General features: G+C 64.1%; 19 protein-coding genes. 10 read left to right on the top strand and 9 right to left on the bottom strand.

Features of this window, described 5'->3' with window-relative positions; translation table 11 throughout:
- Positions 1 to 95: 95 nt before the first annotated feature.
- From AC0QUY_RS20625 to AC0QUY_RS20600, 6 genes are all read right to left on the bottom strand, one after another.
- On the bottom strand, positions 96 to 581 hold the full coding sequence (locus tag AC0QUY_RS20625) for a peroxiredoxin (protein WP_057854710.1): 486 nt from the start codon (positions 579 to 581) through the stop codon (positions 96 to 98).
- Positions 582 to 689: 108 nt separating this feature from the next.
- A complete protein-coding gene (locus AC0QUY_RS20620; RefSeq protein WP_475388149.1) occupies positions 690 to 1,241 on the bottom strand; it encodes a DUF924 family protein in 552 nt (183 codons plus the stop codon).
- Positions 1,242 to 1,260: 19 nt separating this feature from the next.
- Complete coding sequence (locus tag AC0QUY_RS20615; RefSeq protein WP_161850359.1) at positions 1,261 to 2,943, bottom strand: long-chain fatty acid--CoA ligase; 1,683 nt, start codon at positions 2,941 to 2,943, stop codon at positions 1,261 to 1,263.
- Between the two features lie 274 nt (positions 2,944 to 3,217).
- Positions 3,218 to 4,687 (bottom strand): D-alanyl-D-alanine carboxypeptidase family protein, encoded by a 1,470-nt coding sequence (locus AC0QUY_RS20610; protein ID WP_161850358.1) that lies wholly within the window; start codon positions 4,685 to 4,687, stop codon positions 3,218 to 3,220.
- A 226-nt stretch (positions 4,688 to 4,913) separates the two neighbouring features.
- Positions 4,914 to 6,692, bottom strand: a complete 1,779-nt coding sequence (locus AC0QUY_RS20605; protein WP_475388148.1) for a glucan ABC transporter ATP-binding protein/ permease — start codon at positions 6,690 to 6,692, stop codon at positions 4,914 to 4,916.
- A gap of 249 nt (positions 6,693 to 6,941) precedes the next feature.
- Positions 6,942 to 8,018 carry an ABC transporter substrate-binding protein gene (locus tag AC0QUY_RS20600; RefSeq protein ID WP_475388147.1) on the bottom strand — a complete coding sequence of 359 codons (1,077 nt, stop codon included), beginning with the start codon at positions 8,016 to 8,018 and terminating at the stop codon, positions 6,942 to 6,944.
- A gap of 244 nt (positions 8,019 to 8,262) precedes the next feature.
- Here AC0QUY_RS20600 and AC0QUY_RS20595 point away from each other — a divergent pair, with 244 nt between their 5' ends.
- From AC0QUY_RS20595 to AC0QUY_RS20565, 7 genes are all read left to right on the top strand, one after another.
- Positions 8,263 to 8,655, top strand: coding sequence for a hypothetical protein (locus AC0QUY_RS20595; protein ID WP_161850355.1), 393 nt, complete (start codon positions 8,263 to 8,265; stop codon positions 8,653 to 8,655).
- Positions 8,656 to 8,775: 120 nt separating this feature from the next.
- Positions 8,776 to 9,252: a phosphoribosyl-ATP diphosphatase gene (gene hisE / locus AC0QUY_RS20590; RefSeq protein ID WP_161850354.1), complete on the top strand. Its 477-nt coding sequence runs from the start codon at positions 8,776 to 8,778 to the stop codon at positions 9,250 to 9,252.
- 63 nt (positions 9,253 to 9,315) lie between these two features.
- Positions 9,316 to 9,897 (top strand): YqaA family protein, encoded by a 582-nt coding sequence (locus AC0QUY_RS20585; RefSeq protein ID WP_161850353.1) that lies wholly within the window; start codon positions 9,316 to 9,318, stop codon positions 9,895 to 9,897.
- A gap of 112 nt (positions 9,898 to 10,009) precedes the next feature.
- On the top strand, positions 10,010 to 10,519 hold the full coding sequence (locus tag AC0QUY_RS20580; RefSeq protein WP_246738460.1) for a hypothetical protein: 510 nt from the start codon (positions 10,010 to 10,012) through the stop codon (positions 10,517 to 10,519).
- Between the two features lie 215 nt (positions 10,520 to 10,734).
- Positions 10,735 to 11,703, top strand: coding sequence for an NAD(P)H-dependent flavin oxidoreductase (locus AC0QUY_RS20575; protein ID WP_161850351.1), 969 nt, complete (start codon positions 10,735 to 10,737; stop codon positions 11,701 to 11,703).
- A 47-nt stretch (positions 11,704 to 11,750) separates the two neighbouring features.
- Positions 11,751 to 12,488 carry an SDR family NAD(P)-dependent oxidoreductase gene (locus AC0QUY_RS20570; protein WP_161850350.1) on the top strand — a complete coding sequence of 246 codons (738 nt, stop codon included), beginning with the start codon at positions 11,751 to 11,753 and terminating at the stop codon, positions 12,486 to 12,488.
- Positions 12,489 to 12,608: 120 nt separating this feature from the next.
- Positions 12,609 to 13,382 carry a thioesterase family protein gene (locus AC0QUY_RS20565; RefSeq protein ID WP_161850349.1) on the top strand — a complete coding sequence of 258 codons (774 nt, stop codon included), beginning with the start codon at positions 12,609 to 12,611 and terminating at the stop codon, positions 13,380 to 13,382.
- A 161-nt stretch (positions 13,383 to 13,543) separates the two neighbouring features.
- Here the strand turns inward: AC0QUY_RS20565 and AC0QUY_RS20560 are convergent, their stop codons facing one another.
- Both AC0QUY_RS20560 and AC0QUY_RS20555 read right to left on the bottom strand, forming a co-directional pair.
- Positions 13,544 to 15,112, bottom strand: a complete 1,569-nt coding sequence (locus tag AC0QUY_RS20560; protein WP_202639187.1) for an ABC transporter substrate-binding protein — start codon at positions 15,110 to 15,112, stop codon at positions 13,544 to 13,546.
- Between the two features lie 59 nt (positions 15,113 to 15,171).
- Positions 15,172 to 15,714, bottom strand: coding sequence for a hypothetical protein (locus AC0QUY_RS20555; protein ID WP_161850348.1), 543 nt, complete (start codon positions 15,712 to 15,714; stop codon positions 15,172 to 15,174).
- A 605-nt stretch (positions 15,715 to 16,319) separates the two neighbouring features.
- On the opposite strand from AC0QUY_RS20555, the gene minC reads away from it, so the two are divergent.
- Genes minC through minE form a run of 3 tightly spaced genes read left to right on the top strand, consistent with a single transcriptional unit; the run spans position 16,320 to position 18,148 of the window.
- Complete coding sequence (minC, locus tag AC0QUY_RS20550) at positions 16,320 to 17,018, top strand: septum site-determining protein MinC (RefSeq protein ID WP_475388146.1); 699 nt, start codon at positions 16,320 to 16,322, stop codon at positions 17,016 to 17,018.
- Positions 17,019 to 17,039: 21 nt separating this feature from the next.
- A complete protein-coding gene (gene minD, locus AC0QUY_RS20545) occupies positions 17,040 to 17,855 on the top strand; it encodes a septum site-determining protein MinD (RefSeq protein ID WP_161850346.1) in 816 nt (271 codons plus the stop codon).
- Positions 17,852 to 18,148: a cell division topological specificity factor MinE gene (gene minE, locus AC0QUY_RS20540; protein WP_202639186.1), complete on the top strand. Its 297-nt coding sequence runs from the start codon at positions 17,852 to 17,854 to the stop codon at positions 18,146 to 18,148. Before minD ends, minE begins: the two co-directional genes overlap by 4 nt.
- Before the next feature lie 136 nt (positions 18,149 to 18,284).
- On the opposite strand, the gene AC0QUY_RS20535 is transcribed toward minE, so the two are convergent.
- Positions 18,285 to 19,847, bottom strand: a complete 1,563-nt coding sequence (locus tag AC0QUY_RS20535; RefSeq protein ID WP_475388145.1) for an AMP-binding protein — start codon at positions 19,845 to 19,847, stop codon at positions 18,285 to 18,287.
- Positions 19,848 to 19,870 lie beyond the last annotated feature (23 nt).

The following is a 19,870-nucleotide window of genomic DNA, read 5'->3' as shown; positions in this document are numbered from 1 at the left end:
GAGACATCAGTGATCGATACGAGAAGCCGCGGAGTACTGGACCGCCCGGTCAAGCCGGGCGACGACAGTGTGGTTTGCGGCGAGGGTGCCGCAGCTTACAGCTGCCCCAGCAGCGTATCGCCGCCGGAAACCTCCACCTTGCCGGGCGCCGGCTCGAGGTTGAGCTTCTTCACCACGCCGTCGTCGACCAGCATCGAATAGCGCTTGGAGCGGATGCCCAGGCCGTTGCCGGAGGCGTCGAGCTCCATGCCGATCGCCTTGGTGAAGTCGGCATTGCCGTCGGCGAGGAACACGGCCTCGTCGCGCTGATCGGTGTCGCGCTTCCAGGCGTTCATCACGAAGGCGTCGTTGACGGAGACGATGGCAATGGTGTTCACGCCCTTGTCCTTGATGGCATAGGCGTTGAGGAAGATGCTCGGCAGGTGCATCTTGTGGCAGGTGCCGGTATAGGCGCCGGGCACCGCAAACAGCGCCACCTTCTTGCCCTTGAAAATATCGTCGGTGGTTTTGACCTGCGGGCCTTCCGCCGTCATCACGCGAAACTTGGCTTCCGGCAGCTTGTCGCCAACTTGGATCGTCATCGTCAATTCTCCCTCAATGAGCGGGTGTTTCTTAGACCGGGCAGGTAGCCGGCACAATATTCGTCAGGCTCGAAACGGCAACGGTCGAGACTGTTCACGCTTGCGTCATCACGGCGAAAAGCCGCCTTCATTGAGGAATGCCTGCTCCTCGGGCGTGTTGGAGCGGCCCAAAATCTGGTTGCGGTGGGGAAAGCGGCCGTACCGCCGGATGATATCTGCGTGGTGCTCGGCCCATTTCAGGCTTTCGGTGTGGCCGGCCGCGCGCGACAGCTCAATGCAGCGCAACTGGTCCTCCAGGTGCTCCGAGTGCATGAAAGGCAGATAGAGGAATTCGCGCAAGGCAGGATCGATCCGCACGTCCACGCCGCGATCGATGGCGCGGTGTGCCACCTCGCGCGCCAGCGCGTCGCTGGCATAGGTCCTGATGTCGCCACGGAACATGTTGCGGGGAAACTGGTCGAGCACGATGACGAGCGCCAGCGCGCCGTCATCGCTCGTTTCCCATGACGATAATTCGCCGGCTGCCGCTCTCTGCCAAAGGCAGAGATAGCGCCGGCGCACCTCCGCATCGAAAGCGTCGTCGCGGGTGTACCAGCGATCCGGGCCGGCATCGCGCCAGAAGGCCAGAATGTCGGCTGGCGCGACGTCAGTCACCGTCATATCGAGCGCCCGAGGCTGCTCAGGCCGCGGCTTTCTTCTCGTCGCGTAGTTCGCGGCGCAGGATCTTGCCGACATTGGTCTTGGGCAGGTCGGTCCTGAACTCGATCTGCTTGGGCACCTTGTAGGCGGTGAGCTGCGTGGTGCAGAACTTGATGACGTCATCGGCCGAGAGGTTCTGGTCCTTCTTGACGATGAAGGCCTTCACCGCCTCGCCGGACTTCGCATCCGCAACGCCGATCACGGCGCATTCCAGCACGCCCGGATGGCTCGCGATCACTTCCTCGATCTCGTTCGGATAGACGTTGAAGCCCGAGACCAGGATCATGTCCTTCTTGCGGTCGACGATCTTGGTGTAGCCGCGCTCGTCCATCACGCCGATGTCGCCGGTACGGAAGAAGCCGTCCGCAGTCATCACATTCGCGGTTTCTTCCGGCCGGTTCCAGTAGCCGGCCATCACCTGCGGGCCCTTGGCGCAGATCTCGCCGGCTTCGCCGAGCGGCACTTCCTTGCCGTCATCGTCGCGGATCGAGATATAGGTCGAGGGCACGGGGATGCCGATCGAGCCGGAGAACTGGTCGGTGTCCGCGGGGTTGCAGGTCAGCGTCGGCGAGGTCTCGGACAGGCCGTAGCCTTCGGACAGCGCGCAGCCCGTCACCTTCAGCCATTTCTCGGCGACCGGCTTCTGTGTCGCCATGCCGCCGCCGAACGAGGTCTTCAGCTTGGAGAAGTCGAGCTTGTCGAAGCCAGGCGCGTTGAGCAGGGCGTTGTAGAGCGTGTTGACCGCCGGGAAGCTGTTGACCTGGTACTTCTGCAGCTCCTTGATGAAGCCCGGTATGTCACGCGGGTTCGGGATCAGGAGGTTGACGCCGCCGGCCCGCATCGCGAGCAGGAAGCACGCGGTCAGCGCGAAGATGTGATAGAGCGGCAGCGCGCAGACGATGAAGAGCTGCTCGACATGCGGCGGCTTCTTCAGCGCCGGCTGCAACCAGGCGTCGTTCTGCAGCACGTTGGCGAGAATGTTCCTGTGCAGCAGGGTCGCGCCCTTGGAGACGCCGGTGGTGCCGCCAGTATATTGCAGGAAGGCGACATCGTCGCGGTTAAGCTGCGGTTTGCTGAGTTTCAGACTGCGGCCGGCGCCGAGCGCCTCGTTGAACGGCACGGCGCCCGGGATCGACCAGGCCGGCACCATCTTCTTCACCTTGCGCACCACGAGGTTGACGATCACGCCCTTGAAGCCGAGCAGGTCGCCCATGCTGCCGACGATCACGTGCTTGACGGACGTCTTGGCGATCACCTGCTGCACCGTGGTGGCAAAGTTCTCCAGCACGATGATGGCTTCGGCGCCGGAATCCTTGAGCTGATGCTCGAGCTCGCGCGGGGTGTAGAGCGGATTGACGTTCACGACAGCATAGCCGGCGCGCAGCACGGCGGCGGTCGAGACCGGGTATTGCAGCACGTTCGGCATCATCAGCGCGACGCGGGCGCCTTTTTGCAGGCCCTTGCTCTGCAGGTAGGCGCCGAGGGCTGCGGACATCTCATCGAGATCGCGGTAGCTGATCGACTTGTCCATGCAGATGAACGCCTTGCGATCGGCGAATTTCTTGAAGCTCTCTTCCAATAGCTCAACGAGCGACGAGTACTGGTTGACGTCGATATCGGCTGGCACGCCGGCCGGATATTGCTTGAGCCAGATCCGCTCCATGGTATTTCCCCTCTGGTTCCGAGCCCGCTCTGATGGCTTCAGATTCGTGCTCTCAAACTTTGTTTTGGCGCGTTTTCCTCGTGCGAGGCGGTAGCCGCTTCGCTCGAAAACGCTATGGCGCCCTGTTTCTCGGCCGGGCGCACCTTGTTTTGGGCAGTATTGTGAATGCCGCCGCCGATGGCAAGCGTCTGCGCGCTATCGACGCATTGCGGCGAGCTGGAATAGTTCGGCCGAACGGCAGCAAAACTGCCTAATTGCGCGGGTTTGCAGGTCGTTAACCAGCCGGCTTGGTTTCACCCTTGGGTTTAGCGGCGGCGTTCGGCTTGGCCGGCTTCGGCGCCGGCTTGTCCCCCACGGCTGCAGGCTTGGCGGCTACGGGCTTGTCGGCTACGGGCTTGGCGGCCGCGGGTTTGGCGGCTGGCTTTTTTTCGGCCGATGCGGCGGCCGGGGTCGGCTTGGCGGCAACCTCCGGCTTGGCGTTCGCATGCCTGACCGCAGCAGGCTTGGCGGCCGGCTTCGCGCTGGCTTCGGCCTTTGGCGCCGCGGCGTCAGGCTTCTTCGCCGCGATCTTCGATTTCTTGCCGCGCTTTGCCGACGACGCCTGCTTCTCGGCCTCCGCCGCAACGGCTGCGATCAAGGCGGCGCCGGTCTTGGTCGGGCCGGTATAGACCGGAATGGGCTCGGACGGCTCGGCCGCGGCCGCCAGCAACTCGGACGGCTTGCCCGTCGGCGGTTGCAGCCCGGCGGTGAAGAACGCCACCGCCGTTTCACCGGCCGAGGCGTTGCCGTTGGAAGCGACAACGTCCGCGTCCTCGTCGGTCGCCGGCCGCTTGCGCTTGCCGTTGCACATCTCCTCGCGCAGGTTCGGCGGCGTCGCATCGACGGGGACCAGATTGTCGACGGTGCCGAGCGCGGGCTTCAGCCAGCCAAGCCCGCCGCCGAAGCCGCGCTCCAGCAATTGCGCCGCGCGCACCGCCCGCTGGTGTCCCGAAGAGGAGCCGAGCACCACAGCTATCAGCCGCTTGCCATTGCGCGTCGCGGAGGCGACCAGATTGTAGCCGGAAGCGCAGATGAAGCCGGTCTTGAAACCGTCGGCGCCGGGATAGCGTCCGATCAGCTTGTTGAAATTCTGCGTCACCCTGCGGCCGTAACGGATCGAGGGGATATGCATAAAGTATTCGTATTCGGGCAGGTCGCGGATAACGGCGCGCGCCAGCATCGCAAGATCGCGCGCCGACGTGACCTGTCCGTCTGCCGGCAGCCCGTTCGGGTTGACGTAGCTCGTCTGCGTCATGCCGAGCCTTTGGGCGGTCTGGTTCATCATACCAGAGAAACCGTCGACCGACCCGCCGACGCCCTCGGCGAGCACCACGGCCATGTCGTTGGCCGACTTCACCATCATCATCTTCAGCGCGTTGTCGACGGTGACCTGGGTGCCCGCAGGAAAACCCATCTTGGAAGGCGACTGCGAGGCGGCGACCGGCGACACCGTGAGCAGCGTGTCGAGCGAGAGGCGTCCTTCCTTCACCGCCTTCAGCGTGACGTAGGCGGTCATGATCTTGGTGACGGAAGCCGGATACCAGGGCATCGTCGCGTTGTCAGCCTGCAGCACCTTGCCGGTGTCGGCCTCGACGACCAGCAGCGCTTCGGCGTGCGCGGCGCGCGGCGTCACGACGGCGAACGCCGCCGCAACAAGAATCCAGGTGAGCGACGGGCTGCAAAGCAGCGGGCGAAGAAAATGCACTTTTCCGTTCCGGTCCTTTGAGACCCGCCTTCGAAAAGGAGGTCCTTGAGATCTAGTGTTCGGGTTTCAAGCGTGTCCGGCGCCGTTGCTCTGCGGCGATGCAAACCTATACCGGCTTGGCTATTCAGAACAGGGGCCGGGCAATTAAATCGTGGACGAAATCGTGGCAAATTCGGCGGTATTTGACCGTGACGGCGCTCACGCAGGTTCCTGGCTCACCCCAGTCTTATTTGACCTCGATTCCGGCGCGGGCACTCTCCTGCACCATGAACTGGGCCCTTGCGAGTTCCGCAAAACGACCGCCCTTGGCCACCAGTTCGTCGAAAGTTCCGCTTTCGATCACCCGGCCATTGTCGAACATCAGGATCCTGGTGGCATTGCGGATGGTCGAAAGCCGGTGCGCAATCACGAAGGTGGTGCGGCCCTTCATCACCTCGTCGAGGGCAGCGTTGACCTTGGCCTCGGTCACGGCGTCGAGCGCGCTGGTGGCCTCATCCAGGATCAGGATCGGCGGGTCCTTCAACAGCGCGCGGGCGATCGACAGGCGCTGGCGCTCGCCGCCGGACAGCATGCGGCCGCGCTCGCCGGCATGAGTGTCGAACTTCTTTTCGCTGCGCTCGATGAAGTCGAGGGCCTGCGCGCGGGTTGCGGCGAGGCGCATTTCCTCCTCGGTCGCATCGGGCTTGCCGACGAGCAGATTGTCGGCGAGCGAGCGGTTGAACAGCAGCGCCTCCTGGAACACCACGCCGATGTTCCGCCGCAGCGCGGTCAGTTTCAGGGCGCGGACATCCATGCCGTCGATCTTGATGATGCCGGATTGCGGATCGAAGGCGCGATGCAGAAGCGCGATCGCGGTCGATTTGCCGGCGCCGGTCGAGCCGACCAGCGCGATGGTCTGGCCGGGCAGTGCCGTGAACGAAACGTCTTCGACCGCGGGCCGCTTGCCGTCGTAGGAAAACGAGACGTCGTGGAATTCGACGAGGCCGGAGAGTCGTCCGGTATCGACAGCGCCGGGCCGGTCGCGCACCGCCGGCACTGCGTCCAGCACGTCGAAGAATTCCTGCAGGCGTGGCGCCTCCATGAACACGCTGTTGATGAAGCTCACCACCTGTTCGAGCTTCTGGATCAGCATCGTCGCAAAGCTCACGAACATCACGATCTCGCCGACCGTCGTCTGTCCCTGCGCGTGCAGGTAGATACCGACGGTAAAGATGGCGAGCACGGTGATGGTGGTGGAAGCGCGGGTGATGACGGTGACCAGCGCCCACCAGCCCAATACCGGCATCTGTGCGGCGAGCAGTTTGTCGGCGACGAAGCGCAGGCCCTGAACTTCCGCGTCGATCCGCACAAAGCTCTGCACCAGCGCGACGTTGCCGAGCGCGTCGGACGCGCGCGCGGAGAGGTCGCTGTACTGCGCCTCGACCTCGCTCTGCATGCCGTAAGTCTTGCGCACCACCAGCGTGGTCAGCACGGTGAATACGACGCACAGCACGAACAGCAGGATCGCCAGCCGCCAGTTGATGTAGAGCGCGAGCGGCAGCAGCACCACCAGCGACAGGATCGCCGCAAAATGCTCGCGGAAGAATCCGAGCCAGAGCCGCCACAGCGCGTCGGTGCCGTTCAGCATCACCTTCATCAGCCGGCCGGAATGGGTGCCGGTGTGGAAGGTCAGCGGCAACTGCATGATGTGCTCGAAATAATCGGTCAGCACCGCCTGGCGCTGCCGGTGCGCCAGCTTGTCGGCATGGAGCGCGACCAGCGCGCTGCACGCGATGGTGAACAGGCCGAACGCCACCCACGCCGCCAGCAGCGGCCATGCCGAATTCGTTGCCAGCGGCCCGGTCTGCGGCTTGCCCGAAAGCACGTCGACGATCTTGCCGAACAGCACCGGCTCGGCGAATTGCGCGCCGGCCAGTAGCAGGTTGGCGACGGCGAGAATCCAGCCCAGCCGCGCCTCCTTGCCGAGCAGCTCGAGGACGCGGGTGTAAAGGCGCAGCATGGACATCAGGGGAAAGACTCAATGGAAGCGATCAGCGGCCACCATACTAATCAGGGATCGCGGTAGAGAACCAGAGCGGGATGAATTTTGTTCCGGTCGCTGCGGACACGCCCACCAGCCTCATCCTGAGAAGCCGCGAAGCGGTGTCTCGAAGAATGGGCCACGGGTGCTGTTGGGGCCTCATGGTTCGCCCGGCGATGCGCAGCGTCGTCCGGAGACGCTTTGCGCCTCCTCACCATGACGGACCAGTTTTAGTCAATTAATCAGCCGCCCGTTGAGCGGCGGCAGAAACTGGTCGTCGAAGATATCCGACGCCTGCGGCCGCTTCTGAAACTTGAAATCCTCCGCGACCTGATCGATCGCGCGTTCGAAGCGCGCCGGATCGATCGCGCCGATGCCGTTGCGTTTCACTTCGCTGGTCAGGATGTTGTCGCGCAGGATGGTTTGCAGGCGCTCGAGCTCAAGGTCCTTCGCGCCGCCGTCCATGCGGTTGGCGACCTCCGTCGCGGCGGCTGCGGGGTCCTTGACCGTGAGATTCAGGCCGCCGATCACAGCTCGCACAAAGCCTTTCACCGCCTCGGGCTTGGCGGCCGCCAGGGCCGGATTGACGATAATGGCGAAGCCATAGGCCTCGCAGCCATAGTCGGCGAATTTCAGCACCGCCAGATCGTCGGCCGGCACGCCGCGGTCTTTCAGATTGATCGCCGACAGGTAGGAGAACCCGGTCACGGCATCGATCTGGCCCGCCGACAGCATCGGCTCGCGCACCGCGGCGCTGATGCTGCTCTGCTTCACGTGCTTGATCTTGATGCCGTTCTGTTGTGCCACCGCCGGCCACAACCGGACGGACAGGTCGCCTTCGGCGACGCCGAGGGACTTGCCGTCGATGTCCGACAGCATGCGGACGCCGCGGCTCTTGCGGGCGATGATCGCATAGGGCGCCTTGTTGAACAGCACGAACACCGCTTTGATCCGGGGGCCGCCCTGCTTGTCCTTGTCGCGAAACCGCATCAATGCGTTGATGTCGACCATCGCGAAATCGCTGGTGCCTGCCGCGACGCGCGCGATCGCGTCCGATGATCCGCTGGCAATATTGGTCGTGACCGCAAGTGCCTCGGCGCTGAACAGGCCGCCATTGGCCGCCATCACGAACGGCGCCGCCGCGGCATCGATCGGCCGGTCGAGCGAGAACTGGATCTGGAGCGGAGGCCGGGGTTCGTCCGCGGCGCGGGCGCTGTTCGCCGCAAACCCCACGACGGCACACAGGCCGGCAAGGTAAGCCAGGAGAACGCTCAGACGAGCGCGGATGGCGTTGGTCCTGATCGCACGCATCGAGATTACATCAGCACGAGGTGGGACAAGTTGCCGCGCCGGCGATGTCTGTTTGATGACGTCGCTCACGGCATGAATCGCCCTTGGGCGAACCAGTGTGCAGCATCTAACCTGAACGGTCGATGACTGCCATGATTTTGCCCGAGATCGTTCAGCTGCCGTTGGGGTTGGGGAACCTAATATGCATCCAGTGGGTTAGCTATCGAGGGCCTGTCAGGCCACAGCTCCCACGGAGGATGTTGAGATGTTTGCGCGAAAAGGTGTGTTTTCATCGATCGGCCGCGCCGGCGCGGTAGCGACGGTTGTAGCGGTGGCGTTGACGGCAGTCGCGCCGACCACGACGTTCGCCGGCTCGGCGCCATCGAGCAAGGGCGTCACGGCCTCGACCGGGACCAGCGACGCGACCGACATCAGTGCACGCCGCAGGTATTATCGCGGTGGTGGCGGCGGAGCTGCGGCAGCGGCGGCCTTCGCCGGCATCGTCGGCACCGGGCTTGCGATCGCGGCCACCCAGAACCGCCGCAACTACTACTATGACAACTACGGCTACTATGGCGGTGGCCCGGTCTATTACGGTAACCCGCATTATTACGGGCCCCGCTACTACGGCGGCGGCCCCTATTATGGCGGTTGGTAAACCGCGACTTCCACCGACCGTTAAAGATGAATCCACCGGCCGGACAGCCGGTGGATTTTTTTTGTGGTTGTAGGCCCGGCCGTTAACACGCCGGCCACGGTATTGCATTAGGTTCGAAGAATGAGTGATTCGCTGGAGCGGCTTTATCAGGCTGTCATCGCGGCCCGGGATCTCGATCCGGCAACGTCGCGCACGGCCCGGCTGTTTCAGCGCGGCCCCTCCAAGATGGCCAAGAAGCTCGCCGAGGAAGCCATTGAAGTCGTGATCGACGCCGTCAACGGCAAGACCGACGCGGTGATCCGGGAGAGCGCAGATCTGCTCTACAACCTCACCGTTCTCTGGGCATCGGCCGGTGTGAAGCCCGAGGACGTCTGGAGCGAAATGGAGCGGCGCGAGGATCTGCTTGGCATCGCCGAGAAGCTGCCGAAGGCAAAAATGCCCAAGGCCGTTGCGGGCAACGCAGTGGTCGGCAAGGCGTCGCCTAAGCCGTTGCCCAAGACACTGCCCAACGAGACACTGCCCAAAGCGACGGCGTCCCCCGCGGTCCGGCGGCGAATTGTCGCGTTGGAAGGCCGCGGGCTCCGTAAACGGCATTAATTCCGCTCGAAATCCCTATTATTCCGGCATGGACAAATCCGCCGCAGGATGGTTCATGCGCGCATGCTGAAACGGACCTACGACTGGTGCATCGACGCCGCCGACAAGCCCTATGCGCTCTGGATCATGGCGGCCGTATCCTTTGCGGAAAGCTCGTTCTTCCCGATCCCGCCCGACATCATGCTGCTGCCGATGTCGCTGGCCAGGCCGAAGAAGGCTTGGTGGTTCGCGACCGTTTGCACGATCGCGTCCGTCGCCGGCGGCGTGGTTGGATACGCGATCGGCGCGCTGCTCTACGATTCGGTCGGGCACTGGCTGATCACCGTCTACGGTCTCAGCGACAAGGTCGAAACCTTCCGCGCGTCCTATGCCGAATGGGGCGCGGTGATCATCCTGCTGAAGGGGCTGACGCCGATCCCCTACAAGCTCGTGACCATCACCTCGGGATTTGCCGGCTACAACATCTGGCTGTTCATCCTGTGCTCGATCGTGGCGCGCGGCGGGCGGTTCTTCGTGGTCGCAGTCCTGCTCAACCGCTATGGCGACCTGATTCGGGCGGAGCTGGAAAAGCGCCTCGGCACGTGGGTGGCCATCGGCGCCGTCGTCCTGGTGCTCGGCTTCTACATCGCCTTCAAGCTGGTCTAGTGCTTTGCCGGCATCCCGGCTTCAGGTTACGTTCGGTCCTATGCCCGGTTCAATCGGCCGTTTGATCAGGTTATGCGGGACGCAACTGGCGACCGCGGGCCTCGTTGCACCCATGCTGACGATCGCTCCCGAAGCCGGCTGGCCGCAGGGCACTCCACAGCCCTCGCTCGGCCTGCAATCGCCCGCCCAGCAATCGGTGCCGGCCCGGCCCGAGCCGCAGCAGATCGAGCCGCCGCCGTCCCCGCGCGACGAAAACCCGGGCCTGATCAACGAAATCGGAAAACTGTTCGAGAAATCCAAATCGCTGCTGCCGCCGCTGAGGAGCCCGGGCGAAACCATGGACGACGCGGGCAACAAAGGTGCCGGCGACAGCCTTTCGAACTTGGCCAGGCCCTCGATCATGGTGAGCGGGCGGGCGGCGTGTCTGGTGGCAGCCAACGGCGCGCCGGACTGCAAGGCTGGCGCCGACCGGCTGTGCCAGAGCAAGGGCTACAAGGAAGGCAAGAGTCTCGACACCGATGCCGCCGAGAAATGCTCGCCGAAAGTGTACCTGCCGGGCTACAAGCGCCAGGCCGGCGACTGCAAGACCGAAAATTACGTGACGCGGGCGCTGTGCCAGTAGCCTACGATCCCGAAAGCCCCGCTTGGCTCATGACGCGGGAAAGAAGATCGTGAGCAAACAAGACGTTAGCGCGGGAAGACCGGGTTGCATAAAACTCAATGCGGCAGCGCGAAAACGCAATACTTGACACTGGAAAGATTGCCTTGTTGGTATGATGCCCGGCATCTCTACGGCGATGCCTCACCCGCTCGAATGAACCTGAAGGATCGCTTCGTATGTCCATGCCCGCGCTGTTCAAGGGCCGCCTGTCGATACCCGTGATCGGGTCGCCGCTGTTCATCATCTCCGTGCCCGATCTCGTGATCGCCCAGTGCAAGGCCGGCGTCGTCGGATCGTTTCCGGCGCTGAATGCGCGCCCCGCCTCTCTGCTCGACGAGTGGCTGGCGCGGATCACGGAAGAACTCGCGGCGTACGACAAGGCGCATCCGGAGCGGCCCTCGGCGCCGTTCGCGGTGAACCAGATCGTTCACAAATCCAACAACCGGCTCGATCACGACCTTGCGGCCTGCGAGAAGTACAAGGTGCCGATGCTGATCACCTCGCTCGGCGCGCGCGAGGAGCTCAACAAGGCCGCGCACAATTGGGGCGGCATCGTCTTCCACGACGTGATCAACCAGAAATTCGCGCACAAGGCGGTCGAGAAGGGCGCCGACGGCCTGGTCCTGGTGGCCGCCGGCGCCGGCGGCCATGCCGGCACGATCTCGCCGCTCGCCTTCGTCGAGGAGACGCGCTTCTGGTTCGACGGACCGATCGCGCTGTCGGGCGCGATCGCCAATGGCCGCGCCATCCGCGCAGCGCGTATTCTCGGCGCCGACTTCGCCTATATCGGCTCCGCCTTCATCGCGACCCAGGAAGCCAACGCGGTCGAGGCCTACAAGGAGATGATTACGTCCTCGTCGGCGGAAGATATCGTCTATTCGAACCTGTTCACCGGCGTACACGGCAACTACCTCAAGCCGTCGATCGTCAAGGCCGGTCTCAATCCCGACGATCTGCCGACCTCCGATCCCTCCAAGATGAGCTTCGGCACCGACGCCTCCGGCGAGCGCACCAAGCCGAAGGCATGGAAGGAGATTTGGGGCTCGGGCCAGGGTATCGGCGGCATCGGCAAGGTGGTGCCGGCGGCCGAACTGATCGCGCGCTTCAAGAAGGAATATGACGAGGCGGTCGATCCCGCGCTGTAACGCGTCTTGCGGGCGCGCGCCCTGTCGTGAACACGACGGAGAAAGCGATGACAGCCAAACAGGATCTCAGCGCGCATGTCGCGCTGGTGACGGGCGCATCCCGCGGCATCGGCGCGGCGATTGCACGGACGCTTGCGCAAGCCGGCGCCGCGGTTGCGGTCAATTACCGCGAGCGCGCCGCTGATGCCGATGCGGTCGTTGCTGACATCAAGGCAAGCGGCGGCCGCGCTATCGCCGTTGCGGCTGACGTCTCGCAGGCGGCGGCCGTTGCCGGCATGGTCGAGCAGATCACTTCCGCGCTCCGCCCGATCGACATTCTCGTCAACAATGCGGGCGTCGCGATGGTGCGTGGCGTCGACGACCTCACCGAAGATGATTTCGACCGCACCATCACGGTGAATCTGAAATCCGCCTTCCTGTGCACGCAGGCCGTGCTGCCGGCGATGCGGGCGCGCAAATGGGGCCGCATCGTCAACATCTCGTCAGGTGCGGCGCGCGGCGCCGGCGCCATAGGTGTGCACTACAACGCCTCCAAGGCCGGCATGGAGGGTCTTACGCGCGGCTATGCGGCGCGGCTGGTCAAGGAAGGCATCACCGTCAACGCGGTGGCGCCGTCGCTGATCGAGACCGATATGATGGGCGGCCGGACCGACCTCGCGCGCAACATCCCGCTCGGGCGCATGGGGCAGGCCGACGAAGTGGCACAAGCCGTCGCGATGGTGCTCGGCAACAGCTACATGACCGGACAGACCATCGTCCTCAATGGCGGCATGGCGTTCATTTGACTCGCTGTCTTGCTCTTCACCTCCCACAGATGATGCACACCGTCCTGCCCGCTGCAGCCTCGACTCGTTCCGACGAAGCAGGCAGAAGCTGTTCCCTTGATCGACAGGACCTCTCACGCAATGGATGCCATCTTTCGCGTTGACGGCAACGACGTCGTCACCAGCCCTTTTGCCGCAGGGCCATGGGACCCGAGCATGCAGCACGGCTCGCCGCCGGCGGCGCTGGTGGTGTGGGCGGCCGAGCGGATTCCGACGCCGGTCGCCATGCGTATCGCGCGCGTGACCGTCGACCTGATGCGCCCCGTGCCTGTGGCGGCGCTGACCATCGAGACCGAAGTGCTGCGCGAGGGGCGCAAGATTCAGCTCTGCGCCGTCAGGCTGTTGGCTAATGGCGTGATCGTGGTTGGCGCGACCGTGCTGAAGATCAAGGTGCAGACTCATGCTTTCCCGCCAGAGGCCGCGATCGAGCCGATCGAACTGCCAGGGCCGGATCAATCGCGCGTCGAGCCTGCGGATTTTTCTTCTTCGCCCTTCGTGACCGGCATGTCGCTGCGCGCTGCCCGCGGCCGGTTCGGCGCGCCGGGCCCAGGCGCGATCTGGTACCGCGTCGATCGGCCGATCGTGGAGGGCTCGCCGGTATCGCAGGCGATGCGGGCGATGGCGGCGGCGGATTTTTGCAACGGCACCTCGGCCGTGTTGGATTTTCGCGCGTGGACCTTTCTCAATGCCGACCTGACGGTGAATTTTTCGCGGGAGCCGGAGGGGGACTGGATACTGCTCGATGCCGAATCCTGGATCGGCCCCGATGGCGCGGGGCTCGCAATGGCGCGGCTCGCCGACGCGCGCGGCTATTTCGGCCGCGCCATCCAGAGCCTCGTCATCGAAAGGCGCTGACCCTGCGTACCGCTACCTTTTCGATCGCGGGCGAACTTGGCTATTCAAGATCGACCGGCTGAAAACGACCGCTCTCGTCGAGCGCCGTGCCCCAGATCTTGTGCGAGGCCGTGTGATCGGAGCGGCCGAAGCCGAGTTGTACACCGAGGCTCGTGTCTTGATCATTCGAGGTCGAGCGGCTGGTAACGTCCGCTTTCGTCGAGGGCCGTACCCCACACCTTGTTCGAGGCCTGGTGCTCGGAGCGGCCGAAGCTCAGCTGGGTCCCGAGACCGAGGTCGAGATTGCGCATGGTCTCCAACGTGTCGATCAGCTTCTCCGTATCGAGCTGCGGGCCGGTTCGCTTAATGCCCGCGATCAGGACGTTGGCGGCGACATAGCCCTCGAACGAAACGTAGTCGGGCGCTTCGCCGGGGAAATATTTGGCGAGCGCGTTCTTGTATTCGAGCACGGCTGACGAATAGCCCGACACCGCCGGCACCACCTGCGTCACGATCACGCCGTTGGTGTAGCGCGGTCCCAACAGCTTCAGTTCTTCGGCCAGCGCGGTGGAACCGACGAACGAGACGTTGGAGTAGATCAAGCCGGGATAGACATCGCGCGTCTTCTCGATGAACCGCGCCGCGGCCCGATAGGTGGCGACCATGACGACGGCCTTGATCGGCGGCTTCGCAACCTTCAACTGGTTGATCGCCTCGTCCACGTCGACGGTGTTCCGCGCATAGTTGAGCCGCAGGATGGCGCCGTCGTTTGCCCCCATCGCGCGGAACGCCTTGGCGACCCCCTGAAATCCGGCATCGCCGTAGGAATCCTGCTGCGCAAACACTGCGATCTGCCGCGGCTGCAGCCGGCGGATCTTGACGAGGTAGCGAACGACAGCGTCGGTTTCCTGAACGTAGCTGGCGCGATAGTTGAAGACGTAGCGATCCGGCGGATCGTTGCGCAGGATGTTGGCGCCGGTGAACGCCCCGAAGAACAGCATCCGGCGTTCGAGCGCGTAGGGAATCGCGACCGCGGCGGTCGGCGTGCCGACATTGCCGACGATGCCAAACACCTGGTCCTTTTCATAAAGCTGCTTCATGGCCTCGGCAGTGCGCGAGGGCTCGTAGCCGTCGTCTGCGGCAAACAGTTTGAGCATCCGCCCGTCGACGCCGCCGGCATCGTTGATCCGGTTGAAGGCGGTTTCGATGCCGAGCTTCATCTGACGTCCCAGCTCGCGGGCCGAGCCGGAGAAGGGGGCTGCGATGCCGAAGCGAATTTCCTTTTCGCCGATGCCGCGCGGCAGCGGCCCGGCCGGCACGTTGGCGGTCGGCGCGGTCGCCGCATTCGCAGCCGTTGCCGCCGCGGCAGGCGAGGGGCCGATGACGCTGGAGAGGCTCGGTCCCGAGATCGAGCGCTCGAGATCGGCGAGCTGACGGTCGGCCCGGACGCAATCGATCTTGCCCGAGGTAACGGCGGTGCGGCCGTCGGCGACGCTGCGATCGAACACCTGGGTGAGATCGGAACGCTCGGCCTCGTTCGACGAGGCCTCCCGGATCACCTGCGAAAACTTGTCGACGATGGTCTGGATGCGGGGACGCGCAATGTCGCGGCAGGCCTGGGCCGAGCCGATCACGGGGCCGACGCGGCCTGCAAGATCGCGCACGATCGCGATTTCGCCGGCTGCCTGGGCGCTGCCTGCGATGCCGAGGAGCACGGCACCGACCAATAAAGTGATCCGATGCGAGGTCATGGCAAACTCCTTGAGAACAAGATCACAGAAAGCCGGGCATTATCGGCCCGCCGTCTGGATCATGGGGTGGTGCGTTGTGGCGTGGCCTGGTCCGGCTGTTCACGCCACTGCATGAACTGCTTGAGCAATTGCGGCTGATCCGACGATGCCGGAGCGCTCGGCGGCGTGGAGGCTAGAAGGGCCTGGAATTCGCTGATCGCAGGTTTTGGCGAGGTCTCGCCTGACTGGAACAGGGCAGCCTTGATCGACTGTACGATGCCGGTGGACGTCGACGGCTCACCGTCGCTTTGCCGCGATCCCGGCACGGCGCCGACGAAGAACAGCGCCACGAGCGCTGCGACGCCGATGGCGCCAGCGAAGCGTGCCGCAACGCTCCACAATGCCTTCTTCGATTCAAGGCCGGGTTCGCGCATGATCTCGGGATCGAGGGGGTGGCGCAGCGCATCGGATACGGCGCTCTCGAGCTGGGTATCGAACGACGCCGGAGAGAACGGTGTATCGGGGTTTGCCGCGCGCGCCGCCGACCGCTCACGTAGCGAGCGCGGTGCGTAGTACAGGGGATCGCGGGGATTGATGTGGTCCTGCTCACTCACACTACTCATACGCTCACTCCTCATGACGCTTGGCGGGTGACCCGGCGGATTGTCCGGCGGCGAAACGGCGGCGGACGTGTCGGACAGGAGTTCCAGGTCACGGAAGAGGCGCGCGGGATCATCCACGTCCGCTTCCTGTCCGCTCCCGAGCTCGGTTGGAAGATCGGAATCAGGGTGCGAGGCGTCGTCCTTCTGTTCGACGCCACTTGTCTGCGAGATCACGTCTCGCGGCCACACCCTGCTCACGGCTTCCACAGCCTCGTCCCCTGCCGGCAAATGTCCGTCTGCCCGACGGAATGGAACTGCCGGATACCAAGATTCCGCCACCACACGTAAGTTTGTTTAAGTTTGTTGGAACCGCGCGAGGACTAATTTAGGTCGGAAACGTGACGAAAGTAAGTTGAGCTCCCGTTAACTACAACTCACAGGACCCCTGTTTTCAAAGGCTTTTGGCATCGGCCCCGCGTGTCCGGAAGCAAGAACCGGCCACAAATGCGCCGGATTCGTCGATCGTTTCGCCGTTTTCTGCGCGCAGCGCGGGTTTTCGCATTAATTACTCGTTAACCAAGTTCGCCGCATTCTTAACCATTCACTAAGAAAGGCGAGTCGAACACATGGACGTCCGAGCGGATACCACGCGTCAACTGGTCCGGCTGCGCGGCCGTTCGTATGTCGCTTTCGTATTCAGCCCCGTCGTGCCGATCGTGGAATGGCTCGCCGAGATCGACGCCACGCTGGCGCGCTCGCCCGGCTACTTCGTCGGCAAGCCGATCGTGCTCGATCTCTCCGCCGTCGATCTCAGTAGCGCCGCCATCAGCCATCTGCTCGGCAGCCTCGGCGAGCGCAACATCCGTGTTCTCGGCATCGAGGGCGTGGAGGAAGAGCGGCTGGCAGCGAACATGCCGCCCTTGCTGACCGGCGGCCGCGCCTGCGTGATCACGCGAAACGAGCCGGCGCAGAAGTCGGAGCCCGAGAAGCCGAAGCCGACCTCGCTCTTGCTCGAAACCCCGGTGCGCTCCGGCCAGTCCATCGTCTTCATGGAGGGCGACGTAACGGTGTTGGGTTCGGTCGGGTCGGGCGCCGAGATCGTCGCCGGCGGATCGATCCACGTCTACGGTACGCTCCGCGGTCGCGCGATGGCGGGCGTCAACGGCAATTCCAACGCGCGGATCTACTGCCAGAGGATCGAGGCTGAACTGCTGGCCATCGACGGCTACTACCAGACTGCAGAAGAAATCGACGACTCGCTTCGCAACCGCCCGGCGCAGGCCTGGCTGGAAGGCGACACCATGAAAATTACCCCGCTGAATTAACCGGCTCTAAGGAGATCAAGTATGGCCAAGGTCCTGGTCGTTACCTCAGGCAAGGGAGGCGTTGGAAAAACCACCTCGACCGCCGCGCTCGGCGCGGCGCTTGCGCAAGGCGGACAAAGCGTCGTGGTGGTGGATTTCGACGTCGGCCTGCGCAACCTCGATCTGGTGATGGGCGCCGAGCGCCGCGTGGTGTTCGACCTCATCAACGTGGTGCAGGGCGTTGCCAAGCTGCCGCAGGCCTTGATCCGCGACAAGCGGCTGGAAAATCTCTGGCTGCTGCCGGCTTCCCAGACCCGCGACAAGGACGCGCTGACCGACGAGGGCGTCGGTCGCGTCATCGGAGAGCTCAAGAGCCGGTTCGACTGGATCCTGTGCGACAGCCCGGCCGGCATCGAGCGCGGCGCGACGCTCGCCATGCGCTATGCCGACGAAGCCGTCATCGTCACCAATCCCGAGGTTTCCTCGGTGCGCGATTCCGACCGCATCATCGGCATGCTCGATTCGAAAACGGTGAGGGCGGAGCGCGGCGAGCGGGTGGAGAAGCACGTGCTGATCACCCGCTATGACCCGGCGCGCGCCGCGCGCGGCGAGATGCTCAATATCGACGACATCCTGGAAATCCTTGCGACGCCCTTGCTCGGCATCATCCCCGAGAGCCAGGACGTCCTGAAGGCGTCCAACGTCGGCACACCGGTGACGCTCAACAACGCGGACAGCGCGCCGGCCCGCGCCTATATCGATGCCTCACGCCGCCTGATGGGCGAGCAGGTCGCCATGGTCGTGCCCGTCGAACGCAAGGGCTTCATGGATCGGCTGCTGGGACGGAGGGCTGCATGAGCATGAGGCTGCTGCGGCTGTTCGGCGGCCGCGAAGCAACTGCCCCGGTTGCGCGGGAGCGGTTGCAGATCTTGCTGGCGCACGAACGAGGGCTGCTCGGCCAGTCGGACCTTCTGGTTACGCTGCGTGAGGAAATTCTCGCCGTCGTGTCGAAGCACGTGGCGCTCGATCCGGACAAGGTGCTCGTCAAGCTGGAGCGGGGCAAGACCGTCTCGACGCTGGAAGTCGACATCGAAGTGCCAAACAATTTCGACAAGTCGAAAGCGATTGCTGAAAGGCGCATGGCCGGCTGAACGTCAACGCGACGTGGTGCGCCGGTGATCCGGGGCCCAGCACCACGGTACGCTGCAACTATAGGTCCCGGCTCTGCGGAGCAGCGTGAAGAACGCTGCACCGCGTCCGGGACACGATCGCTTCGCTGAGCGACCGCTATCCCACCATCCGCTCGCGGCCGGTCCAGAAGCTGGCCTTCAGCACCTTCTTGTCGACCTTGCCGACGCCGGTCATCGGCAGCTCGCTAACGAACTTGATGTGTTTGGGCGCGTGCGCCGGGCCTTTCTTCGCCTTGACGAGGTTGATCAACTCGTCCGCATTCGGCCGCGTGCCCTCGCGGGCGACGATCACGGCGGTGACGGCCTCGCCCCATTTGTCGTCGGGCACGCCGACGACGGCGACCATGGCGACGTCGGCGTGCTGCGACAGCACATCCTCGACTTCGCGCGGAAAGATGTTGAAGCCGCCGGAGACGATCATGTCCTTCTTGCGGTCGAGGATGAACATGTAGCCGCGTTCATCGACGCGCGCGATATCGCCGGTGTGCAACCAGCCGTTCTTCAGCGTGTCCGCGGTCGTCTCCGGCCGCTTCCAATATTCGGCCATCACATGCGTGCCGCGCACGCAGATCTCGCCGGCTTCGCCGGTGGGGACTTCCTGATCGTCATGGTCGAGGATCTTCACCTGACATGCCGCGATCGGGAATCCGCAGGACAGGAATAACTCCGGCGTCCTGGGATCGTGGTCTTTTTTGCGCAGCACCGACACCGGATAGCATTCGGTCTGGCCGTAGAGCTGCGAGAACACCGGCCCGATCCGCTCGATGCCCTCGACCAGCCGGCTCGGCGACATCGCAGACGCGCCATACAGCAGCAGTTCGAGCGAGGAGAGTTCGGTCCTGTCGAGCGCGGGATGATCCAGCATGACGTAGATCATCGTCGGCACGAACAGCGTGAAATTGATCTTCTCGCGCTCGATGGTCTTGAACACCGCCTCGGGATCGAAGCCTTTCAGCATGTGCACGGTGCCGCCGCGCATCAGTGTCGGCAGCACCTTTGTGCCCGCGACATGGCTGATCGGCGCGACAGTGAGATAGCGCGGAGTATCAGGGATTTCGAAATCGGCGAGGATCGCATTGGCCCAACCGCCGTACTCGCGATGATAGCGCAGCGCGCCCTTGGATTTGCCGGTGGTGCCGCCGGTATAGTTGAGGGTCGCGATGTCGTCGGTACGGGCAAAACTCTGCGCCGTGGCGCTGCCGGCGACCTCGATCGCCTGCAAGAGGTCGGCGCCGTAGCTTGCAGGGCCGAGCGTGAACACGGTCTTCAGGCCCGACGCCCTGGCGGCGAGCTCGCCGCCGCGATCGCGGAACGTTATGCCATCCACCACCAGCATCTGCGCCTCGGAATCTTCCAGTTGAAACAGCTGGTCGTCCAGCGAGCCCAGCGGATGCAGCCAGGTGATCGCGAACCGCGACAATTGCGCGGCGCAGCCGGCGCACCAGATGTCGGCGCGGTTGGCGGTGAGAAAGGCGACGCGGGTGCCGGGCGCAAAGCCTAGCTGCATGAACACGGCCTGCATGCGCCCGATCATGTCGGTCGCACCACGATAGGTGATAGATCCGCCCGGCCAGGCGAACGCGGTCCGCTCGGGGTAGCGCGCCAGCGCCCGCAATGTTTGCTCGCACGCCGCCGGAAACGCATAGAGCGGATTGCCCATCTTTATTCCTCCCGCTGCTTTGT

The organism is Bradyrhizobium sp. WYCCWR15520 (genome assembly GCF_056174665.1).
Note: the sequence above shows the minus strand (reverse complement) of the source record. Positions and strands in the feature narration are given on the sequence as shown.